Consider the following 23,384-nt stretch of genomic DNA (forward strand, 5'->3'; position numbering starts at 1 on the left):
TTGATATTTACATTGATTTTGATTGATAAAAAAAATTCAGATACTATCTGATTATAATTAATATAAGTCAAGACTTATCCAAAGACAATATATAAGTATGTATGGTTGTCGAGAGCGATAGTCAAAAAATTATAGCTATCCCCGAGTTTTCTCTATCTTACAAATTGATAAAAACTTAAACAACTGTCATTTTAATTCTCGGATATCTTAGTTCAGAAACTAGATATTTATATCAGAATTTATGTTTCAGTTCATCAATAGTTTATTACCCATAGATATGCCATTTATTTTGAAATAATTCCACACGAACATAGCATAAGTAATGTGGTTTTTTTGAATTTTTTTACGACGACATTGGCAAAATTAAAACCCTCGCGTGTTATTTGATTTCTCTGTCTGTGTAATTCCTCAACTTTCCACCTAAAGGCAAATCTCAAACTCAATTTTTCCGTACTTTCATAACTGATTTGTAGCAATATATTCTGCTGAAGTTTCGGAAACAGTATGCCAGAATAATTTGACCTTTTTATATTACTGGAATTTCTTTAAAATTAATCATCTTTCCTGATGCTAACTCCCACTTATTCCATTTTAATTATTAACAGTTTTTGATATTTTTTAGACCAACACTATCCTCTAAAGGTGAATATCATAAGAGTATCTTGATGTAAGTTATGTCAGTAATAAAAATCTAAAATCAATGCTGAGTAAAGTTGATAAATCCTGATGAATAAAAATGCTTTATAAAAAAAATTAAGTCTCAATTCTTTTTTTTTCAGAGAATAAAAAAAATAAAAATAAATATTTTAAGCCTCTGACTTAAGTAATTTTTAGTATTAACCAAAAAATGCAATTTAATATAATAACATAGTTACTATGTCTAAGCTTAATAATTTTTCAATATATTGAGGCATAAATATAGTGACTCATTTAGAGTTTTATAAGCCAGATTTATTATGCTTTGCTATTAGATTTTCAAATATCTCTAAGGTTTTGAGAAGAGAAGTTGATGAGCGAAAAGCTTCTTCAGTAAGTTCTATTTTTTCTTCAGGTTTATCAAATGTTTCATCAGCCAGTAATGTTAAAGAGCCAATAATTGTGTTGAGAAAACTACGAGCGTCATAAGATGCTTTAGTTAAAACCTGCTGGTCAATATATTTATCCAGTTCAGACTGATTTCCAAACTGTACATAATAGAGATTTCGATAGTAACCATTTTCTTTTTCTAAAAGTTCTGAATGAGTACCCATCTCAACTAATTTTCCCCGATCTAAAACAGCTATTTGATCAGCATTTTGAATTGTTGAGAGACGGTGGGCAATAACTAAAACTGTGCGATCGCGACTTAATTTATCAATAGCCTCCTGCACCAAACGTTCAGAAACTGTATCAAGGGCACTAGTGGCCTCATCTAAGATTAATATTTCTGGATTTTGCAATAAGGCCCTAGCAATAGCCAATCGTTGTTGTTGACCTCCCGAAAGCATAACACCGCGATCGCCTATTTCTGTGTCCCATTGCTTAGGCAAGTCCATAATAAAATCATAAGCATTAGCTTGTCTAACCGCATCAATAATTTTATCCTCTGTAGCATCAGGACAAGCATAAATAACATTATTTTTGATAGTATCGTTAAACAAATAAGTATCTTGACTAACAATACCAGTTTTCTTCCTGAGACTATTAATATCAAACTCACGCAAGTCAATGCCGTCTATAGTAATAGAACCAGAAGTAGGGTCATAAAGTCTTGGTAGTAGATCAGCAAACGTTGATTTACCTGCTCCTGAAGCTCCTACTAATGCCAAAGTTTTACCTCTAGGTAAGGATATATCAACATTTTGGATAATTAAATTATCATTACCTGGATAAGCGAAGGAAATTTTCTCAAAATGAATTTTATTTTTCACTTCATGAAAAGGTATAAAACCTGTTTTCATAATTGGTTTGTTATCCCTTCTCCATAAGTCTACAGCCGTATTAAAACTAGCAACACCCTTAGCAATTGCATTACGACTGCTATTAATTTGAGATACAATAGGCAGTAAGCGAAATAGAACTAAAAGATAAGTAAGTAGGATAGGAGAAGCATTTGTAATTTGATTGGCAAATAAATATCTACCTAATAATAGAATACTAATTACCGTAATCATGCTTATCACTTCATTGACTGGAGCTATTAATGCTGAATTCATTTTTTCTTTCAGTGCTATATCTTCTAGGGAAAGCATTAATTTTCTTAACTGTTTATATTCTCTATTTTCACTATTTACTGATTTAATTAACCGAATACCAGTGAGAACTTCAATAACCTTTATGTAATATTTTTTTTGTTCCTGATTTAAAACCACTCCAAATTTCTTTGAACGACGAATAAATAGCTGATTAATTACTGCTATAAAAACTACCAATAGAGAAGAAATTAAAGTAAGCTGCCAAGAAATAGAAATTAGTATGCTGACAAACAAAGAAAGAATTATCAACTGAGTTACTAGATTAATATAACCATTAATAGTTTGGGTGCATTGAGCTGTATCTGAACCTAAACGTTTTGTTAAATCTCCAACTTTGACTTTTGTGAAAAAATCTAAATCACTATCCATTAATGTTTGGAACATTTCTGATTTAATATTATTTGTAAGACTACGATCAAAAACTACCATCAACAAACTTCTTAAATATGCCGTTAAATTTTTCAGAACAATAGTGAGTATAACTACTAAAAGCATTACGATAAGGCGATAATTTTCTGGAACTCCTTCAAAAGGATATAGTAAAAATTTAATTATCGGCGGAGAACCTGTAATCTCAATTTCTTGCCCAGAAATTTGTAATAATATAGGTACTATTAGAGTTGTATTAACTCCATTAAATAATCCGCTAGCAAATCCTAATATAATATTTCCAATAACTTGAAAATTAAACGGCTTACGAAGAATAAATTTTAATATAAATTCTTTTCCAGACATTGATATTTTCCTAGCCTCTAAGATTATATTCTTTCAATTATTACGATTTTTAATATCTCTTGTTTAAACTTTGATTAAGTCTGATAAAATAGTAGCCATAGCATCAATACTATAATATTTAATACATCTTTCTCTAGCCTTAATACCTTTAGAATTTGCTGCTTTTAAATCATTAAATATTAATTCAATTTGTGCTGCTATTTGTTCAGGAGAACTAGGTTCGACCAAATAGCCAGTATCACCTAAAATTTCGGGAATATCACCCACTTTTGTTGCTATAATTGGCTTAGACATTGCCATGCCATCTGTTAGTTTTAATGGAAATTGTGCCTTAGCTTCGGGAGTATCTCTTTGAGGAACCACTATTATATGGGCGGCAGCTACAATTTCTGGCATGACTGTAGGTGGATGCTTAGGCATTTGAATAATTCTGAGTCCCCATTTTTCTTTTAATTGATGATCATAATCATCATAAGGACTACCACCTACAATTACCAATCTTAAATCTGGCTGATTGAGTTTATCTAAAGCCATTAAAACATCCTCAACTCCTTTATATGGTCGGGGAGCTCCTGGAAACATCAAAATTCTATAACCACCCAAGCCATAATGAGTTCTACTTACCTCTGGATCGTACTTATGAGGGTCAAATAAATTTGTATCCTTACCATTTGGTAAATAAATACCACCAAAACGTTTTTTGAGAAATTGATTGTGTAGAGTAACCTGGTCTGATTTTGAGACCAAACTTTCAATCCATTTTAAATAGAAGGGATGGTCTGGTTGTCTTAATGCTCCTTCTGGCTTCAAAATGTCTCTAGCTAACTGTTTAATACTGGGACGATATTCCCAATTATCTCCTCCATGCCAACTTAACTCCCAATCATCAATATCTAAAAATACTGGGCGACTAGTCTGTATTTTTTTGATTAGGGCTAAACCAAGACTACTTGGTTTAAGTTTATAAGCATAAATAATATCTCCACTAATTTTTTCTAATAATTTTTTAGCAGAAAGTAAAAATCCTGGATAATATTTGTTGGTATAGTTTGTATAAATAGGAACAATGGAGATTTCTGTTTGACTAGTACTAATACTTATGGGTAAACTTGTATCAACAAAGCCTAATATTTCTACATCACATCCAATCTTTTTTAGAGCTTGAGATAATAAAAAGGGACGGACAGCCCCTCCCCATCTACCTGCTCCATTGCTAGATAAGTCGCTAGCTATTATAGAAATTTTCACCAAACCTCTAACCCTCCAAATTATGGGTTAATAGAATAATTATTCTAACTACATATAATAGCGATCGCCATTTAAAATAGATATGTAATATTGTCTGAAGTGTATAGATACTCTAGCTAAAATCTTTCTATATATCTACTTTTTGTAACTCCAAAACTCAGTCTCATATTTATTTATAATTTCCCAAAGACACCATAGTAATTGCTATTAACAGATATATATATTGATTAACTCTTATTAAATTAAATAGTAAATAAAAAATTAACAATACCTTTATTTAAGGTTAAAGCTATTAAACAGATTATATTGAATTTCCGAAATATTTTAACTGTCTTTAAGCCACCCTGTTACTTTCGAGACATTGAGACATCAAACTAAAAGTCCTTATGTCATCCCATAGAAAATTGTTAATAATTCCTACCCCACGGAAATAAAATACTACAGATAGCGAGAGACCCTAGCCTAAAACCTCAAGCAATAAATAAAATATTGCCACATCAACAAATATACTTCTCAATTCTTTCCATAACAAATTGGATAAATCTAAATTTGTCATTTAACAAATCTTAAAGTTAATAAGTGTTGTAAATATTCTACATATTGTTTCCAGGTAACTTTGCTTTCTCCTCCTAGTCGTTCTTGGAAAACATAACCTACTTCTGAAACAGAATAAATATTACCTCGGCCTAAAACTTCAATTAGGATTTTGTATCCTACCGGGCTCAGAGTTTGGCCAGCGATCGCCTGACGATTGACCATAAAGTAGCCGCTCATGGGGTCAGAGACTCGCCCTATTACTTCAGGTAAAATAATTAATCCCAAAAGTTGAGCCCCACGAGACAAAAATCTTCTAACTATATTCCAGTCACTAACCCCTCCATCATCAACATGACGACTAGCCACTACTAAATCAAAACCTTTTTCCATTTCTGCTAATAGTTTTAAAAGAGTTTCTAGAGGATGTTGTAAGTCAGCATCAATAACCCCTAATATTCCTCCTTTTGCTACTTGCCAACCACGAACCACTGCGGTAGAAAGTCCTCTTTCTTTTTTTCTACACATTACCCGGAGTTGGGGGTATTCTCGTGCCATGTTCTGAGCTATCTCCCAGGTTAAGTCTGGGCTATTGTCATCTACTATGATTAACTCATAAGCATTAGGAATTTTAGTATCTAATATAATGGTTATTTTTTCAACAATTGTTGGTAGATTTTGACTTTCTTTATATGTAGGAATAACTAGAGAAAGTTTAATTTCTGGGCTACCTGGTTTTGTCGTCTTATTTTCTATAGTTGAAACCTTTAATAAACCAGTTGGCACTGTTAGTAATAAGTTTGGTTTACTCCTTATCATTAATTGATTTTATTTAATTTTTCCTAGCTTAGTTTTAGTCAATAATATCAAAAACATAAAGATTTTTTTGACTCTTCAATCCTCATATTTACTTTAATGTTTTAGTTCATCTGACAGCAAGTTAGGTGGTAATTAGGCTACAAACATTAAGATGTAAGATATATATTTGTATTATTGTCATATTCTCACCACCAATGAGTATAGATAAAGATGAAAAATGCTTTCAAAAGATTAGCTCAAATCACAAATTTAATTGTAGATTGTATATTTATTCATCAAATTAAGATAAATATTAATTATCATAAATTAAATTAATTTTACCCATTTTAATCAAATCAAATATCTGATTAATTTTGCTTCGTTCTTCATCTGTTATTTGTTTGCCAGATAAAATTGAGGAAGTAAGTTGTAAGTGTTCCTGACGATTAAGTTTACCCGATGTCATAATTCGGTTCACCATTTGATTGATTGTCACCTTTGGTTTATTTTGTTCACTCCATAACATAAATCACTTGTATATAAATTTTTTATCTATTACTGTATGTATAATAATACATATAAGTACTATGAAGTTAATAATATAACAGTCCCCAGTGTAGTTGTACAGAAAATATATTGAAATAGGGAAAAAAGTAATAAGTTCAGAGTTTTGATGTATAGCAGATATAAGATTAACGTGATAAAATTAAATAATTAAATTCCTCCCAGCTTGTTCCCTATCATCTGACTAGTTATCCCTCTAAATTTCCCGACAACGAAAATATTTGGTTCGGAGATATTAAATTTAGTTTTTATGGACATTTATAGATTACCAGCACTTTCAGACAACTATATTTTCTTATTGCATGACCCAAATCAAAATATTGGGGCTGTAGTCGATCCTGCCGAAGTTAGGCCAGTAATAGACAAACTAGAATCCTTGGGAGCTGAGTTGGTGACTATTTTTAATACTCACCATCATTTCGATCATGTAGGTGCTAATAAACAGTTAATCCAAAAGTTTCCCCAATTGAAAGTTTATGGTGGAGTAGAAGACCGAGGCAGAATTCCTGGACAACAAGTATTTTTACAGGAAGGCGATCGTGTCCACTTTGCCGATAGAGTAGGAGAGGTTTTATTTGTTCCTGGCCATACAATTGGCCATATTGCTTATTATTTTCCTTCTGTAGCTTTTGGGGAAACAGGAGAATTATTTTGTGGTGATACTTTATTTGCTGGTGGTTGTGGTCGTTTATTTGAAGGTACACCAGCCCAAATGGTAGATTCTTTGAACAAATTACGCAACTTACCTGACAATACTCGAATATGGTGTGCCCATGAATATACTTTAAAAAACTTACAGTTTGCGATAACCGTTGATAAGGACAATACTGATTTACAATCTCGTTGGGCTGAGGTTAAGACAGCACGTGGTCGTAATGAAGCAACTGTACCATCAATGATAGGTGTAGAAAAACGCACAAATCCTTTTCTGCGCTGGGAGCAACCTGCCCTACAATTAGCAGTTCAAAGTCAAGATCCAGTACAAACTTTCGCTCGTCTGCGAGGAAGGAAAGATAGATTTTAACTCAAGGTTTTGATATATTCCTGGGGTAAACGTGCGGGGCAGTATCAAGAAATAAGAATTCAAATTTCAACAAGTCTACTTAAATTAAATTGCTATGACTACATCAAAGTATTAAGAATTTTCCTCTCCCTAAGCGTTTATTCTATTTCAATAATCTGTTTCTGTATCCCCTACGATAGAGTTGAAACATTCAAAAAACTTTGGTTCTCTGGCACTTGTTGCTTAGAACCTTTCTGACTAAAAGCATTAGGTGTAGTAAACCCCATAAATCTAGTTTAATAGTTGCAAACACTATATAATAGTAGCTATATATTATAGGCTTTTAAAGCTGTTTCAGACAAAAGTAATTTTTTTATTGCAACAAAAAGTCCCCCTAAAAGCTCGGCTTTAAACCAAATTTTGCGGTAAGGAATTGGATTTAAAGGAAGGAATAGGTCTCATCACATTTCCCCTTTACAGAGTTTAAAAATCGAAGCAAAGGTTAGGATATTAACAAAAACAGCATACATCAACTCTATCTTGTTAATCTTCTATTGTTCCTTCCTAGGGACATTGCATAAGAGCGTCCCTACTGACTCAGTTTTTAATGGAAAAAGCAATAATGTTCTATTTCATTTAACTCAGGAGAATATGTTGGTAAATATTTAATGTAGGGAGGTTGCATCAAGGTGTCCGTAATGATTTTATTAATTCTCTAATTTTTGGGGACTTGTCAAAGCTTGCATTTTCTCATACTACTAATTGTCCTTTTTTTGATTCTAGTAATAATTTTTCTGCTAACCATTTTTCAAAAAGTAAATAATTACAAGAAACCTCAAATGTTAATGGAGTAAATAATTTTTCCTGATACAAACCACTTATAGTACTTAAATAAAGAATTCTTTTTCCTGGCTTGAAATGATAATATCTTTATTGATCGGTTTATATATTTTTAACTATAATCTTCTTCCTTTGTCAATTCCAGGATTTCATCTACCCCTCTTGCTCCCCTAATTTGTCTATCAAAGTAATTGGGACGAAAGCTCTGCCTTGACGAAATGTTTTTGGAGGGTTACTCACTTTCATAACCTTACAAAAACAACTTATGGATTCTAAATTCTGAGTTATAAATTCTGAGTTCTGACTTATTTTTAGAGGGTTGCTCACTCCCATATCATTACAAAAACAACTTCTAGCTTCTTGAGTTTTGATGATAGCATTGTCTTTTGTTTTCTGCGAGCTTAGCTTAGGTTTTACATATTAAGAGGATAGTATATCAAATGGAGGTAAGAGGTGGGAATTATTACCACTTCCTAAGAGTATCCCACTTATGGGTCAGGTTTTAAAACCATTTTATTATTCAAAATTAACAAAAATTATTGTAAGCATTAAGATTTTTGGTACCTTGAGTATGTATAAATAAGTAAGGTTTGATTAACAACATAATTATATTAGGCAACTAATTTTGGCTGTGAAACCAATCCTGGTTTATTTTAAAATGTCAAGACTAATGTTAATATTGAAATATTTATTAAGCAAAATGTTAAAAATTGTAAAGAGTGTTAAGATTAGCTTAGAATAATAAACTAATTTAGAAAAATGCTAAACCCTAAATTACCAGAGCCAGACTTACTTAAAACCTTACTGCAGCCTTTATTAGATGATTTTAGGTATTGGTTTGAATGTTCCCGCGAGTTATTGGAGAGAGAAAAAATTCCTTTTCTAAGTAGCAGTGAACACTTAGACTTACTTAATAGGGTAAAGCAAGCTCAACAGGAAGTTAATACAGTACAAGCTCTTTTTCAAGCAACTGGAGGTCAAGTTGGGGTAGAAACTACAATGCTTATGCCTTGGCATAAGCTACTAACCGAATGTTGGCAAGTTGCGATGAGGTTTCGCAAAGAGCAATCTAGATAAAATGTAAAATTATAATTAAATTTAGTCCAAGCCTAGAAACTGGAATGATGATCGCAATTCTATATGATATTGCGAGCTTTACCAGACGAGGATAACAGCAATAATTTAAAAATATGATGCCATAAAGATTGAAAGTGGATAGCTTTGAGAAGGTTAGATGTTAAATTGAATATTTTGAATCATTCTGAACCAAGAAGTATGTTGATGTTACTTTTTAACAGGAAATAGCTTTGAAGTTGATATTGTTAATCTATAGTAATGACACTGTTTCTTATGAAAAGAATGATGAAATATCTACATAAGACAACTTCTGCTAATAAAATTTATCTAAAGTCAAACTAATAAAATCATAAAAGCTGTTTTATTTAAAAAAAAATTACTGAGTAGCTATTTAGCTTTGAGGAAAACACTATGTTACATCTGCTTTATATTTTAGCCTTCACTACTATTGCTGTTTTGGCTGTTCGTAATTTAATCAGTAGTCTATTAACAGTGGGACTTGAGTCTCAATCTTTGTCCTCGAAACGAGGGTGGTCTACTCCTGAGCCTTCTTCTCAGTCTAGTAGAACTCCACATCCAGAACTATTAGATGAATCTGGGAATTTTATTGATGAACCTTTGTTAGTAATGCGCTCTGTTAATGTACAAGAAGCTCGTGAAAAGTTGGATGCCATTTATAATTCCCAGCTTGGTTCCAGTGGTGAAACCCAAGATGAAAAGAGAAAGTGATTAGCATAAAATTAATAAAATGTCAAATTCTTGCTATTAGTTTGTTGCAAAAACTGATTACTAGGGAATATTTAAAAGGCTCTCAATATAATCTTTGATGTGGGACTTATTGGCTAAAAAAATAGCTAAAGCGCTATTTATAATAAGCCTTTGATGGTTAATGATCAAGGAGATTAAAATTCAACCCATGAAAGATTCTTATTTCCTTAGTCGTAAAATTCTACTACCTCGTTGTTGGATAGAAAGTATATTCCACAAAGTAATGAATGAACATCAAAGCTGTGAAACTGCTATAAACGGGGTCAAAGCTTTAACTACTAGATAAGTGAGGCCCCTAGCAGAGGCTGACAAGTGGATTAATAGGAAGGTAATTAAACTCTTGTAATTTATAATTCATTCCCAAGATAGCTGGGTCATGTAGGTTAAAACACAGAGGGTTAATGGATAATAATATATTATTATTAGAGCTATAATCAATAATTATGCTAAACTCTCCGGGAGAGTTTATCCCACGCTCATTAGTTATAACAAAGGAGGAAGGGAATGAGGAAACTTCTATTTGACTCCTAAGCATTATAGGTAAAGAACAAAGGTGTGTAATTCTTGGTCAGTCTACCTATAGAGGCATAGATTTTAGGCAGAGTATGATTGGGTAAAAAGCCATCGCGGAGATATGACCACTCTTAGATGTAGTGTAACCTAACTATTAGCGATGAAAAAGGCTAGAAATTTTGAGAGAAGACTGAGTAACTCATAGTCCCTTTGAAGTGTGGTATGAGATACAAAGGGTTTGCTGAAATAAATCAGTGTCAATCTAAATCTCAAGTGGAAGGATGTAGATTTTTAACAGGCCCTTGAATAATGTATTTAAGTTGTAAAAGTTAATTTACAAATTATCCAGAGGTGGTGAAGTTCACTTCGGGGTGTAAATACTAAAGACTAATGACTGGACTTATTGGAGTAACACAACCAAGAAATATCTAGTCGTAAGGAAAGAAGTTACAATGAGCTTTGAAACGGTAAAAGAATAAATTTGTATCTTGTGGACTAAAATTTAGGTCAACGGTATAAATTGAATTTAACTACATCCTTCCCTGGTCTAAAGGCGGTAACAGCACATAAAAAAACAAATAATTGTTACATTAACATTGCCACGAGTCCAAAACTGTCAATGACTTAAAAGTAGTTAAAGATGTACCTTTTAATTGGGACGTATGGGAGAGGATCTCAGAAGGAGATGAAAATCTCACGTCCGGTTATGAATACGAGTCTGGTAGGGTAACTTACCTGACGAAGGTTTAACTGACTGAGAGATTAATGGTAGTTCAATAATTATGGTTTTCTATGGAATTTTCCGCAAACGATGCCATAATTATTGACAAATAAGCAAAAGTTATAAAATTACTAACTAACCCTAAGTAAATTTCAGTCTACCTGTATTTGGGATTCAGTCTGAAAAAGTGTGTAATTAATTTTGTGTATCTGCTTATTAATAGTGAGAATGTAAAATCAACCATATATATTTTTTGTTATTCAGTGCAATAGTTGAAAAATCAATCGCCAGATGACCATTCCTAAATCCGTATTGGCAGAACTGGTGCTAGAGGTTCCGCAGATAAAACCACAAATTTACTTTAAGTCATCCCTGACTGCTCTCTCTCATGCAATGGAAGACCAGGTTTTAGCAAGCTCCGATCAACCTCTGGTAATAGCGACCTTCCAGAAAGAAAGTTTTTATCGTCAGGAGGCTCACCGTTATCGACGAATAGGAAACCTAACATCCCAAGTATATGTACTAGCTGCACCAGAAACGGAGTTTAAACATTCTTCTGAGTATCACGAAACGGTGGCTTTTAATAGTAAAGATGCTTTAAGTAGAGAATGGAATTTATTGGTGCTTGGTCAAGGATATTCAAGTTGTTTGATTTCTAATGAGTGTGATAATTCTGGCCTAGCTAAGAAAATATCTCAGTTCAATGGAATTGATCAAATACGTAGGTTTGAAGGTATCTGGACTTTTGAGCGTCAGGTATGTCTCGAATCTGCAATTTTATTACTGACTCGAATTCTTAACTATAGACCAGAGTTAAAGGAAAAAGTTCAAAGAGCTACAGAAGTTTATGGTATCAATTTGGATTTAAGGAAGGGAAAAAAATCTGTTAAGAGTAAGTCTAGCTATAGTTGTACTAATTTTCAGAAAGCCTCAGAAGTAATCGAAAATAATAACTTTAATTATCCTTTTGCCCAACGTTTAGTGACTTATTTGCAAGCAAGTCAGTATAAGTTGATTAAAGCTTATCGCTCAATTGCGGCTCAGGAAAAAAAACAACGCTTGATTAATATTATTTCTTCTGCTATTAGGCGATCGCTAGATCCTGATGAGATTATCAAAGTGGCAGTGGAAGAGCTGGGAAAAGCACTTTTAGCCAGCCGCTGTTTGATCTACCAGTGTAGGCCTACGGATAAAATAGCAATTATTACTTACGAGTATTTGGGCCGATCAGTAAAATCTTTGCTGAATCAGGTATGGCCTTTAAAGGATAATTATTTGTTTGAGGAAGCTATTCAAACTCAAGGGCGAGTTTATATAGAAGATACAAGCTTGCTACCTGAGTCTTTAGTGCCACAAACATCAGAAACTGCTAAATCTGAGGGTAAAAATTATCTAGAAAACTTAATATCTCAATGGGAGATTTCGAGTTGGTTGATGATACCCCTACTGTACCAAGGACGAGTATTAGGTATGGTGGAACTACATAATTGTGGATCATGTGACCATAACTGGTCTGAAGAACAAATAGATTTAGTAGAAGCAATCGCTACTCAGTTAAGTATGACTTTAATTCATACAGAAACTTATGCTCATCTAGAAGAATTAAATCAACAATTAGAGGCTCTTGACCGGACTCGCAGTAATTTAATTGCTATTACTGGCCATGAGCTACGAACTCCTCTGTCAACTATCCAAGTTTGCCTGGAAAGTTTGAGTCAAGAACCAGATATGCCTGAAGAGTTACGTCAGGTAATGCTAGAAACTGCATTGGGAGATGCAAATAGAATGCGAAATCTTATACAAGATTTCTTAACATTGTCTCACTTAGAAAGTGGTAGAGCTCAATGGAATATAGAATATCTACCTCTACTAGAATGTGTTGATTTAGCTTTAAGTAGTGTTCGTGGTCACAACTTAGAGAAGGAGTTACCGAATATTACTACCCAGGTATCGGCAGAACTACCTTTGGTATTGGCCGATGGAGAATGGCTAGTAGAAGTTTTGTCAAAACTATTGGACAATGCTTGTAAGTTTACTCAGGCTGCAGGAAGAGTAATAATTACAGCTACTTCCAATAGTGAAAATATGTTGGAGGTGACGATTTCTGATACTGGCCGTGGGATTGAAACTGATAGGTTAGAGGCTGTATTTGATCGTTTCTATCAAGAGGAAGGTGCTTTACGTCGTAGTGTTGGTGGTACTGGTTTGGGTTTAGCTATTTGTCGTCAGATTATTAGTCGTTTAGGAGGAAAAATTTGGGCTGAGTCGGCGGGTAAAGATCAGGGCAGTCAGTTTCATTTTACTATTCCAATTGTTGATCATACTCAGAAGCAAAAAGAAAGACAAAAGGAACTTAATTAAGTTGACATAGCAGTCAAATTAAAGAGAATTGAATAGTTAAATAAAAATTTACTATACCTCTTTAAAATTACAGGTCTATAGGAATATTGTCTGAGTATGAGTAATGAGCGAAAGTATGAGAATGATTAGCCTGAGCTTCCTGATAATTTTTTTTGCCTGGGTCTTAGATAAGTTACAGACTGCAGTCAGTTGTATATTCCTGAAACACGGAAGCTAGCTCCAAAACTTATGCAATTACGCTTATGTAAGTTTAGGTAGGTTTAGTAGAACAGCTTATTACTAAATGCTGAAATTCAGTCATAGATTATTTGTGATTTCTGAGTTCTGACTTGTGCCTCAGGGTGTTGTGTGGCCATACTTTCAATCATCCTTTTGTAACAGAACCTTACAATTGTTTTAACTTGAGTAATCCTGGTGATAGGATTCAATCAAAAGGTTCATATAAGAAATCTATGGCAGACGAACTAATAGGCAAACCTCCAATTTTTGGTGGCAGCACTGGTGGCTTGCTCACCAAGGCGGAAGTTGAAGAAAAGTACGCTATTACCTGGACTAGCTCTAAAGAACAGGTTTTTGAAATGCCTACAGGCGGGGCAGCTATTATGAATCAAGGTGAAAACCTACTCTATTTAGCCCGCAAAGAGCAATGCTTGGCCCTCGGTACTCAATTACGGACTAAATTTAAGCCCAAAATTGATAACTTCAAAATCTATCGGGTTTTCCCCGATGGTTCTAATGAATATCTACATCCGAAAGATGGTGTCTTTCCTGAGAAGGTTAATGAAGGCCGTCCCTATGCAGGAAAGATTAATCGTAATATTGGAAGTAATCCAGAACCTGCTACCCTTAAGTTTTCTGGTAAAAACCCCTATGACGAATAGGCTCGGATCTATCATTTAGGTATGGAATAGAATTAGCCCTAAATAATATAGGCATTTAAGGCTATAAATATTCTTTGCATTTTTATTTCTTTATTATTAATACCTCGGCTTTTAGATATTTTATGTAAAGCTGAGGTTTTAATTTTTCTGGGTTTTCTGTTTATTTAAGAGAGATTTAAAGTGACAAAAACTTATGGTTAAGCTGATGGTAGTGTAGTTGCTATGGAAAAGTCTTTATCTGTAAATGCTTTCAGTTTTTTTCTTTAACATATTATTTGTTAAAAAGCAATATTAATTGGTATTCTAATATAGCGAGACTATGACAAATCCCAACATTAAAATAAAATAGTTATAATTTTTTAATCTAATACCAATTTCAAAATTTTTGAAATATGATTTTTCCAGACTTCTCTGAATTTTCCCGACTAGCAAAACAAGGTAACTTTGTCCCTGTCTACCAAGAATGGATAGCAGACCTTGATACTCCTGTTTCTTCTTGGTATCGGGTGTGTAAGGATCAACCCTACAGTTTTTTACTAGAATCAGTTGAAGGTGGGGAAAAAATCGGACGTTATAGTTTTCTAGGTTGTGATCCATTGTGGATCTTAGAAGCTAGGGGCGATCATACTACCCAAACTTATCGGGATGGCAAAGTTAAAACTTTTGAGGGGAATCCCTTTGATGTTCTAAATAACTGTCTCCAAGACTATAAACCTGTAAAGTTACCTCAATTGCCTTCTGGTATTGGGGGGTTATTTGGTTTCTGGGGTTATGAGTTAATTCGGTGGATCGAACCTCGTGTTGGGGTTTATCCTGCTACTGAAAATGATTTGCCTGATGGTTTGTGGATGCAGGTGGATAATTTGTTGGTTTTTGACCAGGTAAAGCGGAAGATTTTGGCGATCGCTTACGCGGATATACGTTCTCCAGAGGCAAACTTAGAATTAGCTTATCAACAAACTTGCGATCGCGTTTCTGAGTTAGTAGATAAATTACGATCTCCCCTATCACGACAAAATACTTTACTAGAATGGCAACCGCCTGAAGGAAAAGACAAAGAATTTACAGATATACATACCAGCAACACACCCCGTGCAAAATTTTGTGCTAATGTGGAAAAAGCGAAAGAATACATCAAAGCAGGAGATATTTTTCAGGTAGTTATTTCCCAACAACTTTCTACCGAATATACAGGAGAACCTTTTGCTTTGTATCGTTCCCTGCGACTAATAAACCCTTCCCCATATATGGCTTATTTTAATTTTGGTAATTGGCAAGTTATTGGTTCAAGTCCAGAAGTTATGGTGAAAGCGGAAAAAACCCCTGATGGCAAACGCCTTGCAACTGTTAGACCTATTGCTGGTACTCGTCGTCGTGGTAAAACTTACGCAGAAGATAATGCTTTAGCTGAGGAGTTGTTGCAAGATCCGAAGGAAAGAGCAGAACATATTATGTTAGTTGATCTAGGTCGGAATGATTTGGGGCGGGTTTGTCAAGTGGGAACAGTAAAGGTTGATCAGTTAATGGTAATTGAACGTTATTCTCATGTGATGCATATTGTGAGTAATGTAGTGGGAGAATTGGCAGATGATCGAACTGCTTGGGATTTATTGAAAGCTTGTTTTCCTGCGGGAACTGTGAGTGGTGCGCCGAAAATTCGAGCGATGGAAATAATTAATGAATTGGAACCTTGTCGGCGGGGTGTTTATTCTGGAGTTTATGGCTATTATGATTTTGAGGGTCAGTTGAATAGTGCTATTACTATTAGAACTATGGTTGTGAGGCCGAAAAATAATGGAACGCACACTGTAACTGTGCAAGCGGGAGCTGGTTTAGTTGCAGATTCTGTAGCGGAAACAGAGTACGAAGAAACTATTAATAAAGCTAGAGGTTTGTTAGAGGCAATTAGGTGTTTGAATAGTAATTAAATAATTAGTTTTTGTTGATAAAGTTGGTAAGATTAAATTTATTGATATTTTTCCTAAACTGTAATTTTTGGAATTATCAAAAGAATTAAATTTAGTGATATTTTTCCTAAACTGTAATTTTTTGAATTATCAAAAGAAATAAAAATGCAAACCGAGTTTAACTTTTTTCAGCATTGGTATCCCCTTTCTCCTGTTGAAGACCTTGACCCAGAAATTCCTGTTTCTATAACTTTGTTGGGAATGGGTTTAGTAATTTGGAAGCCAAGATATTCTCAGAATTACCAGGTATTTTTAGATGTTTGTCCTCATCGTCTCGCACCTTTAAGCGAGGGTCGTGTGGATGAAAAAACTGGGAATTTAATGTGTAGTTATCATGGTTGGCAATTTAATTCTGAAGGTATCTGTACTGATATTCCCCAAGCTGAAAATCAGGAAATTATAGAAAAAAATCGGCAAAATTTCTGTGTAACTTCGTTGCCAGTACGTCAAGAAAATGATTTACTATGGGTTTGGCCTGATAGGAAAACAGCAGACTTAGCTGCTAGTACACCCCTACCATTATCACCACAAATAGATGCTGAGAAAGGTTTTGTGTGGTCTTCTTATGTTCGCGATCTAGAATATGATTGGGAAACTCTAGTAGAAAATGTCGCAGATCCGAGTCATGTTCCTTTTTCTCATCACGGAGTACAAGGTAATAGAAACAAAGCTAGACCAATAGTTATGGAGATTTTACAATCAACGATCAATGTAATTAAAGTTTCTATTTCGAGAGGTTTACCTACAATAATTACTTTTGAACCACCTTGTCGTTTAGAATATGAAATTAGTATTGGTAAGGATGGCAAAAAAATAGGACTAGTTACTTATTGTTTGCCAGTATCTCCTGGAAAATCTAGAATTGTGGCTCAATTTCCTAGGAACTTTGCGAAAATAATTCATCGGTTGACACCCCGTTGGTGGGACCACATTCAAAATCGCAATTTGGTTCTTGATGGAGATATGGTTTTACTAAATCAGCAAGAGTATTTACTGCAGCAAAAACAATCAAGTAAAAGTTGGAAAACAGCTTATCAATTACCTACAAGTGCAGACCGTTTAGTAATTGAGTTTAGAAATTGGTTTGATAAATATTCTCATGGTCAATTACCTTGGAGTGAAGTTGGAGTTAGTGATTCAAATAATTCTTTAGTAAATAATAATCATGGCTCACTATTAAATCGTTATCAACAACATACTCAGCATTGTAGTAGTTGTCGGCAGGCATTAAAAAATCTAAAAAGGTTACAAATTTTCCTGATAACTTATTTCGTAGTTACTGTTTCTGGAGTTGCTATATTGCCTGATAATTTACGGATTAAAATAGGTTTACCTTTAATAATTACAGCAGTTTTAGGAATGGGAATTTATGCTGGATTGCAATTTTGGTTGATTCCTCAATTTTACTTTGTTGATTATATCCATGCTCGAAAATGAATGAGTTAGAAATTATCTGATTTATGAAAAAAAATTAGCATTTTGTCAAGATATAATTTGCGGATTAAAATAGATTAAATTTTAATAATTATAGCAGTTTTAAAGATTGGGATTTATGTGGGATTAAAATTGTGTTTAATTCCTCAAATTTTACTTTGTTGATTATATCTATGCTTGAAAATGAATGAGTTATAAATCAGATAATTTATGAAAAAAAATTAGCATTTTGTCAAGATATAATTTACGGATTAAAATAGATTAAATTTTAATAATTACAGCAGTTTTAAAGATTGGGATTTATGTGGGATTAAAATTGTGTTTAATTCCTCAAATTTTACTTTGTTGATTATATCTATGCTTGAAAATGAATGAGTTAGGAATTATCAGATTTATGAAAAAAAAATTCGATATTTTCATTGCTCAAGCTTTATGAGAGTAAAAAATAATAGTCAGGAAAATTAACCAGGTTTGTAATTTTGATGCATAAGTTTTGTTGCTCTCAAAAGGTAACCACTTAATAACTGGGTGCTTGCCTGAAAAGTATTCAAGAATATGTGATCAGATCAAATCAGATAAAATCAGATAAAATTTGATATCAAAGACAAATACAGCTCCCTGGTGTTCTTTACCTCAAGGAAAAAAAACTGTAAGCATTGACTAGAACTCAGCAATAAGCTCATTTTTTTTGAGTGTGGGAGAAGGATATTTTAACCCTTAGCTCCCAAAGATGATAGCTGAATGCTAAAAGCCGATAAGATAACTATTTAATTATTTGTTAGTTACTTGCTATCAACTGCATTTCAGATACCCAAGTACCATGAAAACCATAAGGTACTCTCTGAGGTAACATTACCCGTGCTACAGGCTCTCCCATAATATCCTGAGCATCTATAACCAATAATTCAGAATGTTTCTCTTTTTCATCATATACAAAGGTTAACAACCAACCATCGTCTTCATCAATAGAACCTATTCTCGGAGCAAAGGTTGTGGCGCCCCCATAACGACCTTCACCAAAGTCATGGGATAGGGATCTACCAGTACTGAAGTCATATTTAATAATTCCATCAAACAATGGTCGCAAGGATGCCATTCTAGAAGTATAACCATAGCGCATTTGCCGACCGACAAACCTATGATTAATACAAGGAAATTCGGAGGGTCTCTTGTCTAACATCCCTTCTCTAACAGCACCGGTTTTGAGATTAAATGCCCATCCATACATGCGGGGAATATTCTCATTGGGGTCTCTAGCAGTACCAGGATACCAATAAGTTGAACTCATGCGACAACCGTATAATATTATTTCATCTTCAAATTCGTAAGCATTGAGAATATGATTCATATAGCAAGGTTGAGCTTCAAACCAGTGAATGTCTTCATTGTTTCCACAGCGAGGTAAAATACCAAAACGACTGGGGACTCCAGTTTCAAACATCCAAGCGGGTAAACCTTGTTTTTCTCTTTCTGGACGGAAGCGTAATGGTAAGTCCATTAAAATTGTATAATTTTTTGTGATGGCAAAATCATGGGGACCACTTGGAACGGGTATATTAATTGGTGTTATCTGTAATAGCTCGCCTCTAGCTGAGATTATACCATATTTTAAATATGGAGCTACATCAAGGGCGTAACCAAAAAATATTAATTCTCCGGTCATGGGGTCAATTTTTGGATGAGCAGTAAAAGCAGAGTCTAAGTAACCATCACACAAATATGGTCCTGTTGTTTCTAGGCTGGGAACTCTAATTTCATAAGGTAAACCTGCTTCCCAAAGGGCTAATAGTTTTCCGTTGTGAAAAGTTAGACCATTATTGGCCACGTTTTTATATGGGCCATAGGGATTATTCATTTGGGGAGGTTCTAATCTGCCGCTCCAGACGGCATAACCTAAGTCTTTTTCTACTTCAAATCCTCCCGTCCTTACATAGCGGTTTCGATATTCTGCTCTACCACCACTAATTCTTACTCCATGTATCATTCCATCGCCATCCATCCAATCATATTTACCTAAAGGGGTAAATTGAGGATTTGGGCCATTTCTAAGATACATTCCTGATAAGTCTCTAGGGAGTTCACCTTTAATTTCTAGGTTGTTAGTGGTTATTTCTTTGCTGACTGGGGCAAAATTACTCATTAAGTAGGGGTTAAATTTTGTTGTTGTAGTCATTAGAAGTCGCTCCTATAGAAAAAAATTAAGCTTCTATTAAAAGCTTATGACCACTTTTCGATTCTGTATAGTCTTGTCAAGATTTACATATAAGGATCCTAAATGATATTAGAGAAAGTCTTGATCATAAAAATGTGGTTAGATTTTGTATAATAAAAAGTTTATCTTTTTTATGATGTCTGATTTATATTCAAAATCATTTAGGGTTAGTTTCGCCTTAAGCTAAAAATTAGAAATAAGTCATAAATAATAAGTCATAAGTCATTAATTATGAGCTAAAAATATTTATGCTAATTTGACTGCTGTTCCTATTGCAGTTATTAATAGCAAGGCACCTTTTTCATCGACATTAATGGTGCCTGTATCTATTTCTATTCCTACAACTGCATTGGCTCCCATGCGTCTAGCACGTTTTTCTAATTCGGCGATCGCTTCTTCTTGGCCCTGTTTAAACAATTCCTCATAACTACCGGTACGACCTCCAATAATGTCTCTAATTCCAGCAAAGAAGTCTCTAAGAGCATTACTACCATAAACTACTTCAGCAGTTACAATTCCTAAATATTCTTCAACTTCAGATCCTTGAATTACATCAGTTGTAGTTATAATCATCTTTGAATTATTACCAGTTAATTTTTTTGAGCTGACCCAACTTTATTTTTTCCTGTAGAAATACTATAGGAACTGAATAAGTTATTACTTTACTAAGTTATCGTAATCCGCTAATAAGTTATAAAAACTCAAAAAATAGAAATAAATTTCCAATCTATTGCTCTTTGGCCCTAAGTCTATGCTCAAGAATTTGTAAGACTTTGGAAAATATCAAAATAGGGTTTCTAGATTAGGGAAAATCAATTAAGACAATTAAATTTCAACAAAATAAGTATTTTTTTCAGAGCCAATACTGCTGTTTAACTTAGGATTAAGTTAATAGATTTTCTGGTCTATTTTTTTGCTTTTAAATTGGTATTATACTACTTTTAAAGGTTGCTAATTTTGGTATATTTATTACTATTAAATAATTCATTTTTACTGATTATTTACATCTTTTTTTTATGGAAATAATTACACTATTTTTGACTATAAAACCCTTTTCATAATATTTTTTAATAGTCTGATACTACTTTGGAAATTAATTACAAGTGTATGAAAAATATTTTTTTTTTACATTTTAAAATCAAAAATAATTAAGGCAGAATAATTATTTTACTGATTTACTTAATAGTAATATCTTGGGTAAATAAAACTTTCAAAATACTTAAATTGATGATTTAAAGTCTTATTGAACTATTTTAAAAATATGAAAATTCTACTTTTGCTAAGATAAAGCCTGTTGAGAATTGATAATAATTCTGGCAAAATGACAATTTTTAAAGTAGTATAACAATGAGGATGTACCGAATGGTGACGAAATAATTTATATGTGACATACTGTCAGGTTGACAAACCTTAATCCCTGAGATATTGATAACTTATAACTCAAATATTGAGTTTTGAAAAATAATTTTAACCTTGTTAAAGGATAGAAATAGGCGATCGCTAATACAGCTCAGTATAGACAAGATTTTCAAGGTAAGTTTTGGTTAATTCTTTGTAGATAATTCATGAACAAGCTGATATGATTAATAACTTATGTAAACATTATTAATGTTAACTTTAGGCTGGCCGTGTACAAACAAAAAATACCAATACTTAATAGTGTAATAGTGGGTCTTATTTTGGCCACTATTCCTTCTATTGCTTACGGAGCTCCTTGTGAACAAATAAGGAAGACAAATGAAACCTCAATTACTTTTCCAAGTTGTGGGGACAAATTATGGGCTCGAGTTGATCAAACTGCGGGTTCAGAACTAGATGAACTACTACGTCAGGGACGAGAATTAGCAGATGAGAAAAAATATCAAGAAGCCATAAGAATATATCAACAGGCAGTACGTTTAGACCCCAAAAATGCTACGATATATTCGGGTATTGCTTACTTGGAAGCAGTGCAAGAAAATTTCCAAGCGGCAGCTCTATTTTACCAACAGGCGATAGCTATAGATCCTCATAATGCAAAGTTTCAATATGGTTTAGGATATGCTATGGCAAAATTGGAAAATTATCAGGCGGCAGTTGAGGCTTATCGCCGTGCTTCTCTCCTAGACCGAAATAATGTTAATACTCATTTAGGTTTGGGTGCTGCATTGTTTCGCCTGGAGAAATATGGTGAGGCAAGGGTTGCATATGAAGTAGCAATTAAATCTAATCCTAAAAATCCTGAAGCTTATGCTGCGATGGGCTTAGTGTTACTTAAGGAAAGACTTTTTCCTGAAGCATTAGTACATTTACGAGAGGCTGAAAAGTTATCTCCTAGAAATGCGGAGATACAAATTAAGTTGGCGACTGCTTTATTAGCGGCTGCAGATACTAAGGGCGCTTTGGTAGCTCTGGAGTTAGCTTCTCGTTTGGAACCTCGAAATGCAGATATTCAGTTTCAAGTTGGGGAAATTTATCAGGCGCAGAATAATACTGAAGGTGCTTTGAGGGCTTATAAAAGAGCTTTTTATGTTGACCGATCGTTGTTGAAAGCTAAGTTTGCTGCTGCGGGGATACTTTTAGAACAGCAGAATTATTTAGAGGCAATAATTATTTATCGGCGAGTTATTCAAGCTGATCCTGAGAATGCAGATGCTCATTATAAAATGGGGTTGGCTCTTCAAGGTAGAGAACGCAAAGGGGAAGCATTAAGAGCTTTTGAAACTGCTTTAAAATTATTTGAGGAACAGGATAATTTTGAGGGTAAGGAAATGGTGGAAAGTATGATGGTGGAGTTGGAAGATTAATTTTAGGCTTTTGTTGTTGCTGACAAAGGTAGTTAATATTTTCCCCGGCTGTTAGGTACTAGGTTTTTGACTGAGCCTTAGCCGCTCGGCGGGTTGACATGTTGGAGCTGCTGCTAGTTTGGCAGTGGTTTGATGCTGGTCGACCGGTCGGTTTTTTGTCTCGGTATGCCTACCCGCGACTAATATATTTTTTGCTGCGTTTTTGTCTGGATAGAATTCTGTTCCGCTACGGGACGATGTTTAGATACACAATGTAGGATGTTTGGACTCACGAGTTGATAAGTCTCAGTTTTCTACTTTTAAACCCACAACAACTGAGGGATGTTGTATGGAAGTTCTGTATGATGTGGGCTCTTAATGGCTAGTTACTTTTAGCTCCTGAATGTATTTTTTTGCTTTTCCTTTTAAAAATGTCGGGATTTTTCTGGGGTTGTTTTTCATAAATAGCTGTTGATAATTTCTGATTTTTAACTATTCTAGAAATGTGCAAGTCTTCTAAAACAGTTGTTTGGTTTTCACGAATTATTTTGCTAGATAATTTGTGTGGAAAGTCTCTCTTTGTATCTTTCAGTTTTCTATGAAGTTTAGCTATTTTTAGTCTGGCTTTTTTATCTTTTTTAGAGTTGTTAGTTTTTTTAGAGAATGAGTTAGTTGGTTTTCGGTGCTTTTTAATTTTTTTTTTAGTGTTTTTGGTGCATCAATTTTTTT

15 protein-coding genes and 2 pseudogenes are annotated in these 23,384 nt (G+C 33.8%); 9 read left to right on the plus strand and 8 right to left on the minus strand.

Going from position 1 to position 23,384, the window contains the following annotated elements:
• Nucleotides 1-938: 938 nt before the first annotated feature.
• The 4 genes from TERY_RS18150 to TERY_RS18165 form a co-directional block, all read right to left on the minus strand.
• The gene (locus TERY_RS18150) at nucleotides 939-2,969 is read right to left on the minus strand and encodes an ABC transporter ATP-binding protein (protein WP_011613159.1); all 2,031 of its coding nucleotides are present in this window, start codon (nucleotides 2,967-2,969) and stop codon (nucleotides 939-941) included.
• Nucleotides 2,970-3,032: 63 nt separating this feature from the next.
• Nucleotides 3,033-4,217, minus strand: coding sequence for a glycosyltransferase (locus tag TERY_RS18155; RefSeq protein WP_011613160.1), 1,185 nt, complete (start codon nucleotides 4,215-4,217; stop codon nucleotides 3,033-3,035).
• Nucleotides 4,218-4,769: 552 nt separating this feature from the next.
• Nucleotides 4,770-5,537 (minus strand): polyprenol monophosphomannose synthase, encoded by a 768-nt coding sequence (locus tag TERY_RS37405; protein WP_370495800.1) that lies wholly within the window; start codon nucleotides 5,535-5,537, stop codon nucleotides 4,770-4,772.
• A 325-nt stretch (nucleotides 5,538-5,862) separates the two neighbouring features.
• A complete protein-coding gene (locus tag TERY_RS18165) occupies nucleotides 5,863-6,075 on the minus strand; it encodes a hypothetical protein (protein ID WP_011613162.1) in 213 nt (70 codons plus the stop codon).
• Between the two features lie 288 nt (nucleotides 6,076-6,363).
• On the opposite strand from TERY_RS18165, the gene gloB reads away from it, so the two are divergent.
• On the plus strand, nucleotides 6,364-7,137 hold the full coding sequence (gene gloB, locus TERY_RS18170; protein WP_011613163.1) for a hydroxyacylglutathione hydrolase: 774 nt from the start codon (nucleotides 6,364-6,366) through the stop codon (nucleotides 7,135-7,137).
• Between the two features lie 583 nt (nucleotides 7,138-7,720).
• On the opposite strand, the pseudogene TERY_RS37410 reads toward gloB, so the two are convergent.
• Nucleotides 7,721-8,046, minus strand: a pseudogene (locus TERY_RS37410) (transposase); the annotation flags it as partial.
• Between the two features lie 669 nt (nucleotides 8,047-8,715).
• Between TERY_RS37410 and TERY_RS18185 the strand changes: the two are divergent.
• The 7 genes from TERY_RS18185 (at nucleotide 8,716) to TERY_RS18210 (ending at nucleotide 17,681) form a co-directional block, all read left to right on the plus strand.
• A complete protein-coding gene (locus TERY_RS18185) occupies nucleotides 8,716-9,033 on the plus strand; it encodes a DUF2605 family protein (protein ID WP_011613164.1) in 318 nt (105 codons plus the stop codon).
• A gap of 411 nt (nucleotides 9,034-9,444) precedes the next feature.
• The gene (locus tag TERY_RS18190; protein WP_011613165.1) at nucleotides 9,445-9,762 is read left to right on the plus strand and encodes a DUF2973 domain-containing protein; all 318 of its coding nucleotides are present in this window, start codon (nucleotides 9,445-9,447) and stop codon (nucleotides 9,760-9,762) included.
• Between the two features lie 187 nt (nucleotides 9,763-9,949).
• Nucleotides 9,950-10,087 carry a hypothetical protein gene (locus tag TERY_RS33520; RefSeq protein WP_155994485.1) on the plus strand — a complete coding sequence of 46 codons (138 nt, stop codon included), beginning with the start codon at nucleotides 9,950-9,952 and terminating at the stop codon, nucleotides 10,085-10,087.
• A 1,239-nt stretch (nucleotides 10,088-11,326) separates the two neighbouring features.
• Nucleotides 11,327-13,396 (plus strand): DICT sensory domain-containing protein, encoded by a 2,070-nt coding sequence (locus TERY_RS18195; protein WP_011613166.1) that lies wholly within the window; start codon nucleotides 11,327-11,329, stop codon nucleotides 13,394-13,396.
• Between the two features lie 452 nt (nucleotides 13,397-13,848).
• Complete coding sequence (locus tag TERY_RS18200; protein ID WP_011613167.1) at nucleotides 13,849-14,277, plus strand: photosystem I reaction center subunit II; 429 nt, start codon at nucleotides 13,849-13,851, stop codon at nucleotides 14,275-14,277.
• 392 nt (nucleotides 14,278-14,669) lie between these two features.
• Nucleotides 14,670-16,205 (plus strand): anthranilate synthase component I, encoded by a 1,536-nt coding sequence (gene trpE, locus TERY_RS18205; protein WP_011613168.1) that lies wholly within the window; start codon nucleotides 14,670-14,672, stop codon nucleotides 16,203-16,205.
• Nucleotides 16,206-16,349: 144 nt separating this feature from the next.
• Entirely contained in the window at nucleotides 16,350-17,681 is a 1,332-nt protein-coding gene (locus tag TERY_RS18210; protein ID WP_011613169.1) for a Rieske 2Fe-2S domain-containing protein, read from the plus strand.
• Nucleotides 17,682-18,456: 775 nt separating this feature from the next.
• Here TERY_RS18210 and TERY_RS18215 read toward each other — a convergent pair.
• Together TERY_RS18215 and TERY_RS18220 are read right to left on the minus strand one after the other, a co-directional pair.
• Nucleotides 18,457-19,851 carry a carotenoid oxygenase family protein gene (locus TERY_RS18215; RefSeq protein WP_011613170.1) on the minus strand — a complete coding sequence of 465 codons (1,395 nt, stop codon included), beginning with the start codon at nucleotides 19,849-19,851 and terminating at the stop codon, nucleotides 18,457-18,459.
• Nucleotides 19,852-20,136: 285 nt separating this feature from the next.
• The gene (locus TERY_RS18220) at nucleotides 20,137-20,463 is read right to left on the minus strand and encodes a YbjQ family protein (RefSeq protein WP_011613171.1); all 327 of its coding nucleotides are present in this window, start codon (nucleotides 20,461-20,463) and stop codon (nucleotides 20,137-20,139) included.
• A 1,094-nt stretch (nucleotides 20,464-21,557) separates the two neighbouring features.
• Between TERY_RS18220 and TERY_RS18225 the strand changes: the two genes are divergently transcribed.
• The gene (locus tag TERY_RS18225; RefSeq protein WP_196797114.1) at nucleotides 21,558-22,676 is read left to right on the plus strand and encodes a tetratricopeptide repeat protein; all 1,119 of its coding nucleotides are present in this window, start codon (nucleotides 21,558-21,560) and stop codon (nucleotides 22,674-22,676) included.
• Between the two features lie 361 nt (nucleotides 22,677-23,037).
• Here the strand turns inward: TERY_RS18225 and TERY_RS31190 are convergent.
• Nucleotides 23,038-23,355 (minus strand): annotated as a pseudogene (locus tag TERY_RS31190) (transposase); the annotation flags it as partial.
• Nucleotides 23,356-23,384 lie beyond the last annotated feature (29 nt).

It is taken from the genome of Trichodesmium erythraeum IMS101 (genome assembly GCF_000014265.1).
Lineage (GTDB): Bacteria > Cyanobacteriota > Cyanobacteriia > Cyanobacteriales > Microcoleaceae > Trichodesmium > Trichodesmium erythraeum.

What these genes read in the sequence shown, in the direction of transcription:
- TERY_RS33520 (WP_155994485.1), top strand. Translation starts at nt 9,950, where the DNA reads ATGAAAGATTCTTATTTCCTTAGTCGTAAAATTCTACTACCTCGTTGT.
- TERY_RS18200 (WP_011613167.1), top strand. Translation starts at nt 13,849, where the DNA reads ATGGCAGACGAACTAATAGGCAAACCTCCAATTTTTGGTGGCAGCACT.
- TERY_RS18220 (WP_011613171.1), bottom strand. Translation starts at nt 20,463, where the DNA reads ATGATTATAACTACAACTGATGTAATTCAAGGATCTGAAGTTGAAGAA.
- trpE (WP_011613168.1), top strand. Translation starts at nt 14,670, where the DNA reads ATGATTTTTCCAGACTTCTCTGAATTTTCCCGACTAGCAAAACAAGGT.
- TERY_RS18195 (WP_011613166.1), top strand. Translation starts at nt 11,327, where the DNA reads ATGACCATTCCTAAATCCGTATTGGCAGAACTGGTGCTAGAGGTTCCG.
- TERY_RS18215 (WP_011613170.1), bottom strand. Translation starts at nt 19,851, where the DNA reads ATGACTACAACAACAAAATTTAACCCCTACTTAATGAGTAATTTTGCC.
- TERY_RS18190 (WP_011613165.1), top strand. Translation starts at nt 9,445, where the DNA reads ATGTTACATCTGCTTTATATTTTAGCCTTCACTACTATTGCTGTTTTG.
- gloB (WP_011613163.1), top strand. Translation starts at nt 6,364, where the DNA reads ATGGACATTTATAGATTACCAGCACTTTCAGACAACTATATTTTCTTA.
- TERY_RS18150 (WP_011613159.1), bottom strand. Translation starts at nt 2,969, where the DNA reads ATGTCTGGAAAAGAATTTATATTAAAATTTATTCTTCGTAAGCCGTTT.
- TERY_RS18210 (WP_011613169.1), top strand. Translation starts at nt 16,350, where the DNA reads ATGCAAACCGAGTTTAACTTTTTTCAGCATTGGTATCCCCTTTCTCCT.
- TERY_RS18165 (WP_011613162.1), bottom strand. Translation starts at nt 6,075, where the DNA reads ATGTTATGGAGTGAACAAAATAAACCAAAGGTGACAATCAATCAAATG.
- TERY_RS18185 (WP_011613164.1), top strand. Translation starts at nt 8,716, where the DNA reads ATGCTAAACCCTAAATTACCAGAGCCAGACTTACTTAAAACCTTACTG.